The 14,913-nt window shown below is 73.0% G+C and carries 10 protein-coding genes; 5 read left to right on the forward strand and 5 right to left on the reverse strand.

What is annotated here, in order from left to right:
• Positions 1-10 precede the first annotated feature (10 nt).
• The gene (rpsA, locus tag ACFW2G_RS06355; RefSeq protein ID WP_030666059.1) at positions 11-1,519 is read right to left on the reverse strand and encodes a 30S ribosomal protein S1; all 1,509 of its coding nucleotides are present in this window, start codon (positions 1,517-1,519) and stop codon (positions 11-13) included.
• A 349-nt stretch (positions 1,520-1,868) separates the two neighbouring features.
• Here rpsA and ACFW2G_RS06360 point away from each other — a divergent pair, with 349 nt between their 5' ends.
• Positions 1,869-2,717, forward strand: a complete 849-nt coding sequence (locus ACFW2G_RS06360) for a class I SAM-dependent methyltransferase (RefSeq protein WP_037926663.1) — start codon at positions 1,869-1,871, stop codon at positions 2,715-2,717.
• A gap of 4 nt (positions 2,718-2,721) precedes the next feature.
• Complete coding sequence (gene hrpB, locus ACFW2G_RS06365) at positions 2,722-5,241, forward strand: ATP-dependent helicase HrpB (RefSeq protein ID WP_384453602.1); 2,520 nt, start codon at positions 2,722-2,724, stop codon at positions 5,239-5,241.
• On the opposite strand, the gene ACFW2G_RS06370 is transcribed toward hrpB, so the two are convergent.
• The 3 genes from ACFW2G_RS06370 to ACFW2G_RS06380 all read right to left on the reverse strand — a co-directional run bounded on the left by ACFW2G_RS06370 (position 5,231) and on the right by ACFW2G_RS06380 (position 7,874).
• Positions 5,231-6,226, reverse strand: coding sequence for a DUF3068 domain-containing protein (locus tag ACFW2G_RS06370; RefSeq protein ID WP_384582012.1), 996 nt, complete (start codon positions 6,224-6,226; stop codon positions 5,231-5,233). The two genes, hrpB and ACFW2G_RS06370, sit on opposite strands and share 11 nt — an antisense overlap.
• A gap of 14 nt (positions 6,227-6,240) precedes the next feature.
• Positions 6,241-6,381, reverse strand: a complete 141-nt coding sequence (locus ACFW2G_RS06375) for an SPW_0924 family protein (RefSeq protein WP_384453607.1) — start codon at positions 6,379-6,381, stop codon at positions 6,241-6,243.
• Between the two features lie 167 nt (positions 6,382-6,548).
• On the reverse strand, positions 6,549-7,874 hold the full coding sequence (locus ACFW2G_RS06380; protein ID WP_384680856.1) for a lytic murein transglycosylase: 1,326 nt from the start codon (positions 7,872-7,874) through the stop codon (positions 6,549-6,551).
• 183 nt (positions 7,875-8,057) lie between these two features.
• Here ACFW2G_RS06380 and ACFW2G_RS06385 point away from each other — a divergent pair, with 183 nt between their 5' ends.
• The gene (locus ACFW2G_RS06385; protein ID WP_037926672.1) at positions 8,058-8,918 is read left to right on the forward strand and encodes a DUF4184 family protein; all 861 of its coding nucleotides are present in this window, start codon (positions 8,058-8,060) and stop codon (positions 8,916-8,918) included.
• 40 nt (positions 8,919-8,958) lie between these two features.
• Here ACFW2G_RS06385 and polA read toward each other — a convergent pair whose 3' ends face one another.
• Positions 8,959-11,682 (reverse strand): DNA polymerase I, encoded by a 2,724-nt coding sequence (gene polA, locus ACFW2G_RS06390; protein WP_037926675.1) that lies wholly within the window; start codon positions 11,680-11,682, stop codon positions 8,959-8,961.
• Positions 11,683-11,882: 200 nt separating this feature from the next.
• Here polA and ACFW2G_RS06395 point away from each other — a divergent pair, with 200 nt between their 5' ends.
• Together ACFW2G_RS06395 and ACFW2G_RS06400 are read left to right on the forward strand one after the other, a co-directional pair.
• Positions 11,883-14,153 carry an FdhF/YdeP family oxidoreductase gene (locus tag ACFW2G_RS06395; protein WP_384582008.1) on the forward strand — a complete coding sequence of 757 codons (2,271 nt, stop codon included), beginning with the start codon at positions 11,883-11,885 and terminating at the stop codon, positions 14,151-14,153.
• Between the two features lie 54 nt (positions 14,154-14,207).
• A complete protein-coding gene (locus ACFW2G_RS06400; RefSeq protein WP_037926677.1) occupies positions 14,208-14,699 on the forward strand; it encodes a PaaI family thioesterase in 492 nt (163 codons plus the stop codon).
• Positions 14,700-14,913 lie beyond the last annotated feature (214 nt).

Genomic DNA, 14,913 nt, shown 5'->3' on the forward strand with positions numbered 1-14,913 from the left:
CGCGCTGCGATCAGCTCTGGCCGCCGGCCAGCTTCTCGCGGAGCGCGGCCAGGGCCTCGTCCGACGCCAGGGCGCCGGAGGTCTCGTCCGACTCCGAGGAGTAGGAACCACCCGAGATGCCCGCACCGGCGTTGCCACCGGCGGCCGGGGCGGCAGCGCCCTCGGCGGCAGCGGCCTCGTCGGCCTCGCGGCTCTTGATGACCTGCGCCTGGTGCTGCTCGAAGCGAGCCTGCGCCTCGGCGTACTGGGTCTCCCAGGCCTCGCGCTGCTTCTCGTAGCCCTCGAGCCAGTCGTTGGTCTCGGGGTCGAAGCCCTCGGGGTAGATGTAGTTGCCCTGGTCGTCGTAGGACGCGGCCATGCCGTACAGGGTCGGGTCGAACTCGACCGACGCCGGGTCGGCACCGAAGGACTCGTTGGCCTGCTTCAGGGACAGCGAGATCCGGCGACGCTCCAGGTCGATGTCGATGACCTTGACGAAGATCTCGTCGTTGACCTGGACGACCTGCTCCGGGATCTCCACGTGGCGCTCGGCCAGCTCGGAGATGTGGACCAGACCCTCGATGCCCTCGTCCACGCGGACGAACGCACCGAACGGAACCAGCTTGGTGACCTTACCCGGGACGACCTGACCGATCTGGTGCGTACGGGCGAACTGCTGCCACGGGTCCTCCTGCGTCGCCTTCAGCGACAGGGAGACACGCTCGCGGTCCATGTCGACGTCGAGGACCTCGACGGTGACTTCCTGGCCGACCTCGACAACCTCGGACGGGTGGTCGATGTGCTTCCAGGACAGCTCGGAGACGTGAACGAGACCGTCGACGCCACCCAGGTCCACGAAGGCACCGAAGTTGACGATCGAGGACACGACGCCGGAGCGGACCTGGCCCTTCTGCAGGGTGGTGAGGAACGTCTGGCGAACCTCGGACTGGGTCTGCTCCAGCCAGGCGCGGCGGGACAGGACCACGTTGTTGCGGTTCTTGTCCAGCTCGATGATCTTCGCCTCGAGCTCCTTGCCCACGTAGGGCTGGAGGTCGCGGACACGGCGCATCTCGACCAGGGAGGCCGGGAGGAAGCCGCGGAGGCCGATGTCGAGGATGAGACCACCCTTGACGACCTCGATGACGGTACCGGTGACGATGCCGTCCTCTTCCTTGATCTTCTCGATCGTGCCCCAGGCACGCTCGTACTGAGCGCGCTTCTTGGACAGGATCAGACGGCCTTCCTTGTCCTCCTTCTGGAGAACCAGGGCCTCGATCTCGTCGCCGACCTTGACGACCTCGTTCGGGTCGACGTCGTGCTTGATCGAGAGCTCGCGGCTCGGGATCACGCCTTCCGTCTTGTAACCGATGTCGAGCAGGACCTCGTCCCGGTCGACCTTCACGATGACGCCGTCGACGATGTCGCCGTCGTTGAAGTACTTGATCGTCTCGTCGATCGCGGCGAGGAAGGCTTCCTCGTTACCGATGTCGTTGACCGCTACCTGCGGAGTGGTAGAGGTGGTCTCGGTGCTGCTCGTCATGTGGGAAAGGGCTCCGGTTACGGACAGAAAGTCGTAGGTACTGCTACGCCGGGAGCCCTTATCGGCATCTGCCGAAGAAGCCGGACAGCCACGGAAGCCCGATCCGCACAGGCGGGAGGCCTCGAAAACCGAGGGGACATCAACAGATGCAAGCGCAGCCTGCTAGGTCTGAGGAGCACAGGCTCGCAGCGCAACTTGTAGCATACGGGGGCTGCCGGACAGGGTCAATGCGCGAAGGCCCACACCCCGGGCGGATCACCGCACAACCGGCACAATTCACGGGCGGGCGCGCGCTGATGGCGCTCCCTGCCGCGTCCCAAGACATTCGCAGACTACGACGGCGGGCCCCATGAACCAAGAGGACGACACCCTCGAAGACGCGTACGCGGCCGATCCGGCCTCCGCGGACGACGCCGAGGCCACGCGCCGTGACGCCGGGGAAGCGGAGAGCAGCCGCGCGAGCCGCGGCTGGTGGGACCGCAACGCCGACGAGTACCAGAGCGAGCACGGCGCGTTCCTCGGCGACGACCGCTTCGTGTGGGGGCCCGAGGGCCTCGACGAGGCGGACGCCGCCCTGCTGGGCCCCGCCGCCTCCCTCAAGGACAAGGACGTACTGGAGATCGGCGCCGGCGCCGCCCAGTGCTCCCGCTGGCTGGCCGCCCAGGGCGCCCGCCCGGTGGCCCTCGACCTCTCCCACCGCCAGCTCCAGCACGCGCTGCGCATCGGCGACGACATCCCGCTGGTCGAGGCCGACGCCGGTCGGCTCCCCTTCCGCGACGGCTCCTTCGACCTCGCCTGCTCCGCCTACGGAGCCGTGCCCTTCGTCGCCGACCCGGTGAACGTCATGCGGGAGGTCCACCGCGTCCTGCGCCCCGGGGGCCGCTGGGTCTTCTCGGTGACCCACCCCGTCCGCTGGGCCTTCCCCGACGAGCCCGGCCCCGAGGGCCTGACCGTCTCCGCCTCCTACTTCGACCGGACCCCGTACGTCGAGCAGGACGAGCGGGGCCGCGCGGTCTACGTGGAGCACCACCGCACCCTCGGCGACCGCGTCCGCGACGTGGTGGCGGGCGGCTTCCGCCTCCTCGACCTCGTCGAGCCCGAGTGGCCCGAGTGGAACGGCCAGGAGTGGGGCGGTTGGTCCCCGCTGCGCGGCAACCTGATCCCCGGCACCGCGATCTTCGTCTGCGAGAGGGCCTGACGCCTTGATCCGCCAGGCCGCCCTCGACGCCCTTCCCGTACGGGGGGCCCTGCCCGGACTCGTCCGCGCGCTCGGCGCGCACGGCACCGCGGTGCTGTGCGCGCCGCCCGGCACGGGCAAGACGACGCTGGTGCCGCTGGTGCTCGCGGGCCTGGTGGGCGGCGGGCCGCGGCGCCGGGTGGTGGTGGCCGAGCCGCGGCGGATCGCCGCCCGGGCGGCGGCGCGCCGGATGGCCTGGCTGCTGGGCGAGCGGACCGGCGAATCGGTCGGCTTCACGGTCCGCGGCGAGCGCGTGGCCGGCCCCGGCACGCTCGTGGAGGTGGTGACCACCGGAGTGCTGCTCCAGCGGCTCCAGCGCGACCAGGAACTGGCCGGCGTGGACGTGGTCGTCCTGGACGAGTGCCACGAGCGGCACCTGGACGCGGACACGGTCGCCGCGTTCCTCCTCGACGTACGGCAGACCTTGCGGCCGGAGTTGCATCTGGTGGCGGCTTCCGCGACGACCGACTCCGCCGGCTGGGCCCGGCTGCTCGGGGACGCGCCGGTGGTCGAGGCCGCGGGGGTGGCGTACCCGGTGGAGACCGTCTGGGCTCCCCCGGCCCGGCCGGTGCGGCCCCCGCACGGGATGCGGGTGGACCCGGCGCAGCTGGCGCACGTGGCCTCGGTGGTGCGCCGGGCGCTGGCGGAGCGTTCGGGTGACGTGCTGTGCTTCCTGCCCGGCGTCGGTGAGATCGCACGGGTGGCGGGCCTGCTGGGCGGCGTGGACGCCGAGGTGCTCCAGGTCCACGGCCGGGCCCCGGCGACCGTGCAGGACGCGGCGCTGACGGCCTCGGACCACCGCCGGGTGATCCTCGCGACGGCGGTGGCGGAGTCGAGCCTGACCGTCCCCGGGGTGCGCGTGGTGGTCGATTCCGGGCTGGCCCGCGAACCCCGGGTGGACCATGCCCGCGGTCTGGGCGCGCTGGCGACCGTGCGGGCCTCCCGCGCGGCCGGGCGCCAGCGGGCGGGCCGGGCCGGGCGTGAGGCGCCGGGCGTGGTGTACCGCTGCTGGACGGAGGCGGAGGACGGCCGGCTGCCGGCGTTCCCTGCGCCGGAGATACGCGTCGCCGACCTGGCGCAGTTCGCCCTGCAAGCGGCCTGCTGGGGCGACCCGGACGCGTCGGGGCTGTCGCTGCTGGACGCGCCGCCGGCCGGGGCGATGGCAGCGGCGCGGGAGGTGCTCGTGGCCGTCGGGGCGGTGGACGCCGCCGGGCGGCCGAGCGCGCGCGGGCAGCGGATGGCCCGGCTCGGGCTGCACCCGCGGCTGGCACGGGCGCTGCTGGACGGCAGCACCGCGCTCGGCGCCCACCGGGCGGCGGGGCTGGTGGCACTGCTGAGCGAGGAGCCGCCGCGCGAGTACGGGGACGACCTGGCCGCGGCCCTGCGTCGGGCCCGTGCGGGCGGCGATGCCTACGCCGCCCGCTGGCGCGCGGAAGCCCGCCGCCTGGAGCGTGCCGCGGACCCCGCCGCCGGGACCGCGCCCGGCAGCCCGCTCGGGCGCGACGTCCCGGACGATGCCGCCGCCGGCCTCGTCGCCGCCCTCGCGTTCCCCGAGCGGGTGGCGAAGGCCAGGGGCGAGGGGGCCTTCCTGATGGCCTCCGGGACCGGGGCCGGGCTCGGCGACGGGTCGTCGCTGCGGCAGGCGCCCTGGCTGGCGGTCGCCGTCGCGGACCGACCCGCGCACTCCGCCTCGGCGCGGATCGGGCTGGCGGCGATCATCGACGAGGACACCGCCCTGGCCGCCGCAGCACACCTGCGCACCGACGCCGAGGAGGTGCGCTGGGAGGGCGGGGACGTGGTCGCCCGCGAAGCGCACCGGCTCGGGGCGATCGAACTGGCCGTGCGGCCCCTGCGCGCCCCCGCCCCGGCGCTCGTGCGGGCCGCCCTGCTCGACGGGCTGCGCACGGAGGGGCTGGACCTGCTGCGCTGGTCGCAGGACGCGCGGGCACTGCGGGACCGCCTCGGCTTCCTGCACCGGACGCTCGGCGCCCCGTGGCCCGACGTGGCCGGCGCCGCCGCGCTGCTGGAGCGGGCCGACGACTGGCTGGAGCCCGAGCTGTCCCGGGCCAGGCGGCGCGCGGACCTGGCCCGGATCGACGCCGGGCAGGCCCTGAACCGGCTGCTGCCATGGGCCACCGGCGAGGCGGTCCGGCTGGACGAACTGGCGCCCGAGCGGATCGAGGTGCCCAGCGGATCCCGGATCCGCGTCGACTACGCGCCCGAACAGCCCGTACTGGCGGTGAAGCTCCAGGAGCTGTTCGGGCTGGCGGAGACTCCCCGGGTGGCGGGGGTGCCCGTACTCGTCCACCTGCTGTCGCCGGCCGGGCGCCCGGCAGCCGTCACCTCCGACCTGGCCTCCTTCTGGCAGGGCGGCTACCGCGCCGTCCGTGCGGAGCTGCGCGGCCGCTACCCCAAACATCCCTGGCCGGAGGACCCGGCCACGGCTGAGCCCACCCGCCACACCAACGCCCGGCTCAGGCGCTGACCCCGTCCGCGTCCTGCGGGGCGCGCGCGTCCCGCACGCGGCGGCCGCGGGCCTCCAGCAGCAGGGCCAGCCCGAGCAGGGCGAGGCCTCCGGCGGCCAGGCCGACCGGGGCGTAGGTGTGCAGGGCGAGGACCTTCGCCCGGTTCGCCTTGACCAGGTCGACCGTGAGGTCGGAGTAGTCCTCGCGCAGGGTGACGTGCCCGGCGAAGGCGGTGAGCCTGCCGTCGGGTCCGCCCGAGGCGATGCCGCCGCGCATCTCCTGCTGGATGTCCTGTTCGGCGTTGACGGGCGCCCCGGTCACCGGGTCGACCCAGAAGCGCACCGTGGCGGTGTACCAGAGGGTGGTACCGGTGGCCGCCTCGATCGTCGCCGGGTCGATGCCCTCGATCGGCATCTTCTTCGGCATGGCCACCTTGGTCCAGGGGATGGTCTGCTCGAAGTAGTAGACGTCCATGCCCTTGAAGCGGCGCGGTCCGACGTAGTGGATCGGCGAGGAGGTGCGGGTCTGGGCGTCGAAATAGAGGTAGTCGCGCGGTTCGGTGAAGAAGGGCCACTTGAACTCGATGCCCTGGCGCCTGACCGGATCGCCGTCGACCATCTCCCCGGTGGCGTGCACCGGGTCCTGGGTGTGCGCGTCGAAGATGTAGCGCTCGGGGATCTGGGAGACCATGCTTCCGTCCGGGCCGATGATGTGGGACAGCGTGTCCCAGACGACGACGTCCTTGCCCGTGTCGGCCTCGATCTCCCTGGAGGCCTCCACGTTGCCCTTGAGGGTCTGCACGATCGTGACCTTGTCGACCTTCTTGGGCTGCATGCCGCCGGCGTAGTCGAGGAGGGTGGCGTCCCTCGCCTCCAGGACCATCTCCTGGTACTGGTTCGGCGGGATCTTCGCCAGTCGCGGGTACGCGTACCAGCGCAGCAGCGGCGCGAGCGCTGCGCAGAACACGGCCAGGGCCAGCAGGACAAGGCTCGCTCGGCGTCGCACGGCCGGGCCCTCCTCTACTTTCCGGGCGCGGGGGGCGCGGTGGTGAGCAGCGGCTTGGGCGAGGTCTCGCCTTCGGGCACCCCGAAGGCCGTGACGGCGAGGACGAGGGCCAGCGCGGCCGCGAGGCCGATGGCGGCGGCGACGAGTGCGCGCATGCCGGGGCTCCGGAATCTGATGAGGTGTCAGAGATGGGGCACCGTAGCAACGCGGGGGCGAGATGAGAACCGTCAGGTCGACGGTCCACCGCGGCGGGCGGACACGCCGGACCGCGCGCCCGCGAGGTGGCGGGCGGCGACCGTCGACGGCGAGCCGCGGGGCGCCGCTACCGGGCCCGGGTTTCCGTCGACGCGGGGGTCCGGGCGGGCTCCGGCGTGACGGCGGGCGCGGGGGTCCGGGTGCCCGTCGCGGCCGGGGTGGGCCGGGGGGACGGGGGCACGGTCGGACTCGGCGTGGGGGTCGGCGTCGGGGGCACGGTCGGCGTGGGGGTCGGCGTCGGGGGCACGGTCGGGCTCGGCGTCGGGGTCGGCGTGGGGGGCACGGTCGGCGTGGGGGTCGGCGTCGGGGGCACGGTCGGGCTCGGCGTCGGGGTCGGGCTCGGCGTCGGGGTCGGGCTCGGCGTCGGGGTCGGCGTGGGGGGCACGGTCGGCGTGGGCGTGGGGGTCGGCGTGGGGGTCGGCGTCGGTGCGGGCGTGGGGCCCGGGTCGGTCGTCGGGGTCGGCTCGGGGGTCGGGGTGGGCTTCGGGTCCGGCTTCGCGGGCGGGGCGGGCTTCGCGGGCGTGGCCGTACCTCCGCTGTCCGGGACCTCGTGGGTGCCGTTGAGGTAGTACGTGAACCAGGACCGGACCGTCCGCAGGTACTGCGTGGAGTGGTTGTAGGAGAGCACCGCCCGGTCCAGGTCGGCCCCCACCCTCAGGTCACGGTCGCCCGCGCACAGGTAGCGGGCCGCCGCGAGGGCCGCGTCGTGCACGTTGTTCGGGTTGCGGCGCCCGTCGCCGTCGGCGTCCTGGCCCCAGACCGCCCACGTCGAGGGGATGAACTGCATCGGCCCGACCGCCCGGTCGTACCGCGCGTCGCCGTCGTGGACGCCGCCGTCGGTGTCGGGGATGTTCGCAAAGCCGTTGCCGTCGAGCACCGGTCCGAGGATCGGCCGCAGCGTGGTCCCGGCCGCGTCCACCCGGCCTCCGCGCGCCTGCCCGGACTCCACCTTCCCGATGGCCGCGAGGAGTTGCCAGCGCAGTCCGCAGCCGGGGTCGCTCCGCCCGACCGTCCTCTCGGCCCGCTGGTACGCCACGAGCACGCTCGCCGGTATCCCCCGCGCCCCTTCCGGCGGCCCGGTCACGACCGGCGCGGAGGGTGGTTCGGGCCGCGCCGCCGGGTCCGCGCCCGCTTCCTGCGGCAGCCCCTCCGGGAGCAGCACCTCAGGCGGCTGCGGGCTGACCAGCGGCGGCAGTTCGGTGAAGTAGGTCGAGTCGCTGCCGCTCGCACCGGCCGGGAGCGACCCGTCCGTCCTCCCGCCGGCGGCCGGCGGCGCGTGCGGACCGGAGCCCGCGGGCCCCTTCGAGGCGGTCAGCGCGGCAACGGTCAGCGCACAGACCAGCGCCGCCGCAGCTCCCTTGCGCGGCCTGCGGCCGAATATCCGGGACGACATGGCCGGACCCCTCCCCCTCGACGTCCGCGTGACCCTACGTCAACTCCCTGCAACCGGCACGCACCACGGGCCGGATTTCACCGGATCCCCACGTCCTCCGGAAGCTCACGCATAATGTCGGCACCCTTCGGGAGCATTGGCCCGAAGTGTGGAACGACCACAGCAACGTCCCGAAGAGGTGCCATGCCGTTCACTCTCAGCCATGCGGCCGCCGTCCTTCCGGCCGTCCGCCGGACGGGGCGTGCACGGGGGCCCCTCGTCGCCTCCGCGATGGTCCTCGGCTCCTTCGCGCCGGACGCCTTCTACTTCTCCGACGCGGTCGTCGAGGGCTTCATGGCGTACGGGAGCTTCACGCACTCGCTGCTCGGGGTGTTCACGCTGGACGCGGTCCTCACCGCGCTCCTCACGGGATGCTGGCTGCTGCTGCGCGAGCCGCTCGTGGCGCTCCTGCCGGGCCGTCGGCAGGGCAGGGTGCACGCCTTCCTGCGGGGTGAGGAATGGCGTGCGCGCCGCCGACTGCCCGCGCTGGCCGCCTGGTTCTACGTGTCGGCGGTCACCGGTTCGCTCACGCACGTGCTGTGGGACAGCTTCACGCACCCGGGCCGGTGGGGGACGAACGCACTGCCCTGGCTGGGCGAGCCCGTCGCCTTCGGTTTCCCGCCCTACACCTTCCTGCAGTACGGCACATCGGCGATCGCGGCCAGTGCGCTGCTGTGGTTCACGGCGACCGCGCTGCGCAGGCTGCCGGCCACCCCGCCGCCCGCGTCCGTGCCGGTCCTCGGCCGCGCGGAGCGCTGGGGCGCGCTGGCGCTGATCGGGGCGGGCGTCGCGGTCGGGGTGGCCTTCCGCGTGGTCCGCTTCTTCACCTTCTTCGACCGGATCCGTACGCCCCTCGACATCGTGCCGACCGTCTGCTTCGGGGCGGGTGGCGGCCTGTGCGTGTCCCTGCTGGTCTACGGGATCCTCGTACGCCTGCGGCAGCGCCGCGACCGCGACCGGCGGGGCACGACCGAGGAGACGCGAACGCCCGTCCCCGCCGGCTGAGCGGACGGGGACGGGCGCTGCGCGCGGGCCGTCATAGGGATCAGTGCGCGGCGGACTCCCAGTCGGCGCCGACGCCCACCGACACGTCCAGCGGGGCGCGCAGCTCGACGGCGGCGCCCATCTCGCGGCGCACCAGCTCCTCCACCTGCTCGCGCTCGCCGGGGGCGATCTCCAGCACGATTTCGTCGTGGACCTGGAGCAGCATGCGCGAACGCAGGCCGGCTTCGGTGATCGCCTTGTCCACGCGCAGCATCGCGACCTTGACGATGTCGGCGGCGGTGCCCTGGATGGGGGCGTTGAGCGCCATCCGCTCGGCGGCCTCGCGGCGCTGACGGTTGTCGCTGTTGAGGTCGGGCAGGTACCGGCGGCGGCCGAAGACGGTCGCCGTGTACCCGGTGGCCCGTGCCTCTTCCACGACGCGCTGGAGGTAGTCCCGGACCCCGCCGAAGCGCTCGAAGAAGGTCTCCATCAGGCCCCGCGCCTCGGCGGGCTCGATGCCCAGCTGCTGGGAGAGGCCGAAGGCGGAGAGCCCGTAGGCCAGGCCGTAGGACATGGCCTTGATCTTGCGGCGCATCTCGGCGTCGACCTGGTCGCGCTCCACGCCGAAGACCTGGGAGGCGACGGTGGTGTGCAGGTCCTCCCCGGAGGCGAAGGCCTCGATCAGGCCCTCGTCCTCGGAGAGGTGGGCCATCACGCGCAGCTCGATCTGGCTGTAGTCGGCCGTCATCAGCGACTCGAAGCCCGCGCCGACGACGAAGCCGCGGCGGATGGCGCGTCCCTCGTCGGTGCGCACCGGCACGTTCTGCAGGTTCGGGTCGGTGGAGGACAGGCGGCCGGTGGCGGCGACGGTCTGGCTGAAGCTGGTGTGCACCCGGCCGTCGGCGGCGATGGTCTTGACCAGGCCCTCGACGGTGACGCGCAGCTTGGCCTGCTCCCGGTGGCGGAGCATGATCACCGGCAGTTCGTGGTCGGTCTGCGAGGCCAGCCAGGCCAGTGCGTCGGCGTCCGTGGTGTAGCCGGTCTTGGTCTTCTTCGTCTTCGGCAGGTCCAGCTCACCGAAGAAGACCTCCTGGAGCTGCTTGGGCGAGCCGAGGTTGAACTCGTGGCCGACCGCCGCGTGCGCCTCCTTGACCGCCTGCTGCACGGCTCCCGCGAACTGCTGCTCCATGGCCTCCAGGTGGTCGCGGTCGGCGGCGATGCCGGCGCGTTCCATCCGGGCGAGCAGCTCGGAGGTCGGCAGCTCCATGTCGTGCAGCAGCTCCGCCGCGCCCACCTCGGTGAGCTTGCCGGAGAAGGCGTCGCCGAGGTCCAGGACCGCGCGGGCCTGTGCCATCAGCGCTTCGGCCTCGGCCGTCTCGTCGGCGCCGAAGGCCAGCTGCCCGTCCGCCGCGGCGGGGGCCAGCTCGCGGTGCAGGTACTCCGTGGACAGGGCGTCCAGGGCGAAGGAGCGCCGGCCCGGCTTGACGAGGTAGGCGGCGAGCGCGGTGTCCATGGTGACGCCGGCGAGGCGCCAGCCGTGCTCGGGGAAGACCCGCATCAGACCCTTGGCGTTGTGCACGACCTTGGGGCGGGCCGCGTCGGCGGCCCAGGCCGCGAAGGCCCGCTCGTCGGCCTCGTCGAGCTCGGCCGGTGTGAACCAGGCGGCGGGTCCCCCGGCGGCGGCCAGCGCGATCTCGGCGACGCTGCCCTGGCCCAGGGCCCAGCTGTCGACGGTCGCGAGGCCCAGCGGCCCGCCCGCGTGGGCCTCCAGCCACGGCGCGAGCTCGCCCGTGCCCAGCACGGAGGCGTCGAGCTCGACGCCGGCCGCGGGCGCCGGGGCGGCCTCCTGCTCGGCGGCGCCCGGGTCCACGGCCAGCAGCCGCTCGCGCAGCGACGGGTTGCGGATCTCCAGCACGTCCAGGACACCGGTGACCGCGGACCGGTCGTACGGCAGGCGGACCAGGTCGGTGGCGCCGCTGGGCAGCTCCACGTCCTTGACCATCTCGGTCAGGACCCGGTTGAGCTTGACGGCCTCCAGGTGGTCGCGGAAGTTCTGCCCGGCCTTGCCCTTGACCTCCTCGGCGCGCTCCACGAGCTCCGCGAACGACCCGAACTGGGTGATCCACTTGGCGGCGGTCTTCTCGCCGACGCCCGGGATGCCGGGGAGGTTGTCGGACGGGTCGCCGCGCAGCGCCGCGAAGTCCGGGTACTGCTGCGGGGTCAGCCCGTACTTCTCCTCGACCTTCTCCGGCGTGAAGCGGGTCAGCTCCGAGACGCCCTTGGTCGGGTAGAGCACGGTCGTGTGCTCGGACACGAGCTGGAAGGAGTCCCGGTCGCCGGTGACGATCAGCACCTCGAAGCCGAGGGCCTCCGCCTGCGTCGCCAGGGTCGCGATGACGTCGTCGGCCTCGAAGCCTTCGACGGCGAACCGCGGCACCTTCATCGCGTCGAGGAGCTCGCCGATCAGCTCGACCTGGCCCTTGAACTCGTCCGGTGTCTTGGAGCGGTTCGCCTTGTACTCGGGGAACTCCGTCGAGCGCCACGTCTTGCGGGACACGTCGAAGGCCACCGCGAAGTGCGTGGGCGCCTCGTCGCGCAGCGTGTTCGCCAGCATCGACGCGAAGCCGTAGATGGCGTTGGTCGGCTGCCCCGTCGCGGTCGTGAAGTTCTCCGCGGGCAGCGCGAAGAACGCCCGGTACGCCAGGGAGTGCCCGTCCATGAGCATCAGGCGGGGGCGGTCCGCTGCGGTCGTCTGGTCCGTCTTCTTCGATGCTGAATCTGCCACGTCCCCGATCCTAGGCGCCCCCACCGACAATTCCGGCCCGTCGTCCCCCCGGGCGCACCGGCCCCGGCGGACGCCCCCGGCGCACCGGCCCGGGCGCCGCGAACACCGGACCGCCCTCCCCCGATACCCGTGGGTCGTGCAAGGATCGAAGCACGCGGCCACCCGTGCTGCGCCCGTACGAACGCTCGAAGGGGAGCGCGATGGCGACCAAGCCGCCCACAGGTGATCCGGTACAGGACGCACCGCAGGTCACACCGCCCAAGCACGCGGCGGCCGGCCTTCCGGCGATCGGCCACACCCTGCGGATCGCGCAGCAGCAGATGGGCCTGGCCCGCACCGCCCGCACCCTCCTCAAGGTCAACCAGAAGGACGGCTTCGACTGCCCCGGCTGCGCCTGGCCCGAGGGCGACAAGCGGCACACGGCCGAGTTCTGCGAGAACGGCGCCAAGGCCGTCGCGGAGGAGGCCACCCTGCGCCGGGTCACCCCCGCCTTCTTCGCCGCGCACCCCCTGAGCGACCTGGCCGGCCGTTCCGGCTACTGGCTGGGCCAGCAGGGCCGCATCACCCAGCCGATGTACCTGCCCGAGGGCGGCGACCGCTACGAGGCGATCAGCTGGGAGCGCGCCTTCGAGGTCATCGCCGAGGAGCTGACCGCGCTCGGCTCCCCCGACGAGGCCCTCTTCTACACCTCGGGCCGCACCAGCAACGAGGCCGCGTTCCTCTTCCAGCTCTTCGCCCGCGAGTTCGGCACCAACAACCTGCCCGACTGCTCCAACATGTGCCACGAGTCCTCGGGCTCGGCGCTGACCGAGACCATCGGGATCGGCAAGGGAAGCGTCACCCTCGAAGACCTCCACCAGGCCGAGCTGATCATCGTCGCCGGGCAGAACCCGGGCACCAACCACCCGCGCATGCTCTCCGCACTGGAACGGGCCAAGGCCGCCGGCGCGAAGATCATCTCGGTGAACCCGCTGCCCGAGGCCGGTCTGGAGCGGTTCAAGAACCCGCAGACCCCCCTCGGCATGCTCAGGGGCACGGCCCTCAACGATCTCTTCCTGCAGATCCGCATCGGCGGTGACCAGGCCCTCTTCCGCCTCCTGAACAAGCTCGTCATCGAGACCGAGGGGGCGACCGACGAGGCGTTCATCCGCGAGCACACCCACGGCTACGAGGACCTCGTGGCCGCCGCGAAGGAAGCGGACTGGGACGAGACCCTCGCGGCCACCGGCCTGACCCGGCCCCAGATCGAGCGCGCGCTGGCCATGGTCCTGGCCTCGAAGCGCACGATCGTCTGCTGGGCGATGGGCCTCACCCAGCACAAGCACGCCGTCGCCACCATCCGCGAGGTCGTCAACCTCCTCCTGCTGCGCGGCGACATCGGCCGCCCCGGCGCCGGCGTCTGCCCCGTCCGCGGCCACTCCAACGTCCAGGGCGACCGCACCATGGGCATCTTCGAGCGGCCCGCACCCGCCTTCCTCGACGCCCTCGACAAGGAATTCGGCATCACCTCGCCGCGCGGCCACGGCTACGACGTGGTCCGCTCCATCCGGGCGATGCGCGACGGCACCGCCAAGGTCCTCTTCGCCATGGGCGGCAACTTCGTCGGCGCCACCCCCGACACCGAGGTCACCGAGGCCGCGATCCGCCGCACCGCCCTGACCGTCCATGTCTCCACCAAGCTCAACCGCTCCCATGCGGTCACCGGCCGGCGCGCGCTGATCCTGCCCACCCTCGGCCGCACCGACAAGGACGTCCAGGCCTCCGGCAGGCAGTTCGTCACCGTGGAGGACTCCATGGGCATGGTCCACGCCTCGCGCGGCAACCTGGCCCCCGCCTCCCCGCAGCTGCTCTCCGAGCCGGCCATCGTGGCCCGGATGGCCCGCGCCGTCCTCGGCTCCGCCTCCGCCACCCCGTGGGAGGAGTTCGAGCGCGACTACGGCGCCATCCGCGACCGGATCGCCCGCGTGGTGCCCGGCTTCGAGGACTTCAACGCCCGCGCCGCCCGGCCCGAGGGCTTCCGCCTCCCGCACGCCCCGCGCGACGAGCGTCGCTTCCCCACCAGGACGGGCAGGGCGAACTTCACCGCGGCGCCCGTCGAGTACCCGCAGGTCCCGCCGGGCCGGCTACTGCTGCAGACCCTGCGCAGCCACGACCAGTACAACACCACCATCTACGGCCTCGACGACCGCTACCGCGGCATCACCGGCGGCCGCCGCGTCGTCATGGTCAACCCCGCCGACGCGGCGGAGCTGGGCCTGGCCGACGGCTCGTACACCGACCTGGTGAGCGAGTGGCAGGACGGCGTGGAACGGCGCGCGCCCGGCTTCCGCGTCGTGCACTACCCGACCGCCCGGGGCTGCGCCGCGGCGTACTACCCCGAGACGAACGTGCTGGTCCCGCTCGACTCGACCGCGGACACCAGCAATACCCCGGCCAGCAAGTCCGTCGTCGTGCGCTTCGAACCGGCCTGATAGAACGACCTCAGGAATTGATGGTTAACGAGCGTTGACGAACGGAGCCTGGCCATGGGCGAGCAGCACGCAGTGAAGTTCCCGCAGGAGGTCCTCGACGAGTACGCGGCCCTGGGGGTCGACCTGCCCGCGCTGTTCTCGGCCGGAGACCTCGGTGAGCGCATGGACCTCCGCATCCTGGAGGCCTCGGCCGACCGCGTCGTCGGCACCATGCCCGTCAAGGGCAACACCCAGCCCTACGGACTGCTGCACGGCGGGGCCTCCGCCGTGCTGGCCGAGACCCTCGGCTCGATCGGCGCCATGATGCACGGCGGCATCAGCAAGATCGCCGTCGGCGTGGACCTCAACTGCACCCACCACCGGGGCGCCCGCAGCGGCATCGTGACCGGCGTTGCCACCCCGGTCCACCGCGGCCGGTCCACCACCACCTTCGAGATCGTCATCACCGACGAGCAGGACAAGCGGATCTGCACCGCCCGCCTGACCTGCCTGCTGCGCGAGGTCGACCAGGTCGCCGGCGGCGCCGAGGCCCACGCACAGGCCTGATCCGGCCGCACCCCCGAGCAGCGGAGCCGGGGTGGGCACCCCGGCTCCGCAACCGCCCGGAATCCGCCAATCCGCACGCTTCGCGGTGACATCCGTTGTCTCACCGGCGGTCACCGCCTACCGTCCCCCCATGGGGACCATGCCACGCACGGCCCGGTACGCCGCCCACACCCTGCTCGCGGCGCTCGCCCTGGCCGGATGTTCATCCTCCGCA

Source organism: Streptomyces sp. NPDC058880, assembly GCF_042742535.1.
Lineage (GTDB): Bacteria > Actinomycetota > Actinomycetes > Streptomycetales > Streptomycetaceae > Streptomyces.

Excerpts from the sequence above, each read along its gene's own strand:
- rpsA (WP_030666059.1), bottom strand. The coding sequence starts at position 1,519 with ATGACGAGCAGCACCGAGACCACCTCTACCACTCCGCAGGTAGCGGTC.
- ACFW2G_RS06380 (WP_384680856.1), bottom strand. The coding sequence starts at position 7,874 with ATGTCGTCCCGGATATTCGGCCGCAGGCCGCGCAAGGGAGCTGCGGCG.
- ACFW2G_RS06375 (WP_384453607.1), bottom strand. The coding sequence starts at position 6,381 with ATGCGCGCACTCGTCGCCGCCGCCATCGGCCTCGCGGCCGCGCTGGCC.
- ACFW2G_RS06395 (WP_384582008.1), top strand. The coding sequence starts at position 11,883 with ATGGCGACCAAGCCGCCCACAGGTGATCCGGTACAGGACGCACCGCAG.
- ACFW2G_RS06360 (WP_037926663.1), top strand. The coding sequence starts at position 1,869 with ATGAACCAAGAGGACGACACCCTCGAAGACGCGTACGCGGCCGATCCG.
- ACFW2G_RS06385 (WP_037926672.1), top strand. The coding sequence starts at position 8,058 with ATGCCGTTCACTCTCAGCCATGCGGCCGCCGTCCTTCCGGCCGTCCGC.
- ACFW2G_RS06400 (WP_037926677.1), top strand. The coding sequence starts at position 14,208 with ATGGGCGAGCAGCACGCAGTGAAGTTCCCGCAGGAGGTCCTCGACGAG.